The sequence below is a fragment of the Bradyrhizobium oropedii genome (assembly GCF_020889685.1).
In the GTDB taxonomy this organism is placed as follows: domain Bacteria; phylum Pseudomonadota; class Alphaproteobacteria; order Rhizobiales; family Xanthobacteraceae; genus Bradyrhizobium; species Bradyrhizobium oropedii.
In genome coordinates, this window is record NZ_JACMYO010000426.1 from 1 (window position 1) to 1330 (window position 1330).

General features: G+C 56.2%; 1 pseudogene. It reads right to left on the reverse strand.

From position 1 onward, the window contains the following. Positions 1-1245: pseudogene (locus H8A95_RS43070) on the reverse strand (tetratricopeptide repeat protein); the annotation flags it as partial. Positions 1246-1330 lie beyond the last annotated feature (85 nt).

The following is a 1330-nucleotide window of genomic DNA, read 5'->3' on the forward strand; positions in this document are numbered from 1 at the left end:
TCGGCTCTTGGGGAAAGTCTTGTAGAATTCATCCAGATAGGGAACCGACGCCCGCCCGCAGCCGAGCGAATACAGCACAAAAGCCGCGTTGATGAAGGCGGCGTTCACCGGAGCATCTCCCGAGCCGTAGGTGCGAAGCGCGGGATCGGCGAAAAGTTCTCCGAAGTAGCCAAACCAGAGATCATACAGGCCGATGCTCTGGAGGATCTGACTCGGCTCTGCAAGCAGTTCCAGACGCTTGTATTTGTCCCGTATCGATAGCGCATGAAGCATGACGAGCGGCGCCTCGCCCGCCAGATAACGGTCCAGGCAAGCGCGGTGCAGCTGCTCGTGCAGATGATCTGCCGTCGCCTGCTCGAAGGTTGCATAGTTTCGTTGCGCGATCAGATCAGGCGTCGTGCAATCGGATTCAATGTACGATTTGAGAAGGCTGTGCCGTTCCCCGGTGTTGTGGCTGGCCAGATAAAGGTCCACGGTCGCGATCGGATCGAGATAGCCGATGACCGGCAATCCGGCTGCTGCGCATTTGCCTAAAGCCTCCGCAATCAACGGATTGCCGCCACTTGCCTCATAGATCTGTCGCTGTTTCTCCGCAGCGAGATCCTGATCCAGGAGCGGCCCGAGTTCCTGCAAGCTATATCTGCCGAAATGAACCTCGCTGGCGTCCGGAAAATACAGGCGTTGTTCATAATCGATCAGGACAAACCGAAACAGCCGCGCATCGTCGTTAAGCCTGACCAGCAGCTTGATCAGATTCTTCGCCGAATTCGACAGGGCAGCCGCCCGGTCGATGACGATTGTGTGACGATCCTGGCGCTCTTGGGCACACTTGATCAGGAATTCGGCTAGTCCGACCAGGAGCTTGTTTTGGTATTCGTGATGATAGAAGCGCGTACGCTCCTCCTTGTTCGAGGTATTGGTGAGATCCTTCGGCACGGTAAAGTCATCGCTGACCAGGAGAGGGAACAGTCGCTTCAAGGATTGTTGTGCCGCCTCAACCAGTTTTGGCCTATTTTCAGTAGCCCACCTCAGTTCGGCGTCGATGTGCGTTTGCAGCCCGGCAAGATAGCCGCCGGTTCGCCAGTCGCCGTCAGTGATTGAGAGATCCGAGCCAGAGCTCGCGAGTGCCGATTTGATCGTCGGCACGGGTGCCATGCCGCCTTCTGCCTTCAAAATCGTGATCGGACTGATCTCAAGGGATGATGATATCGCTGGAAGCACGCGCTGCTGGATCAAATCAACCATTTACTCTCCCCAAACCTGTCACAAAGGAGGGTGGTCGAAAGGACCACCCTCCGATGCCGCTATGCTCTCATCAAGTAGATGCATT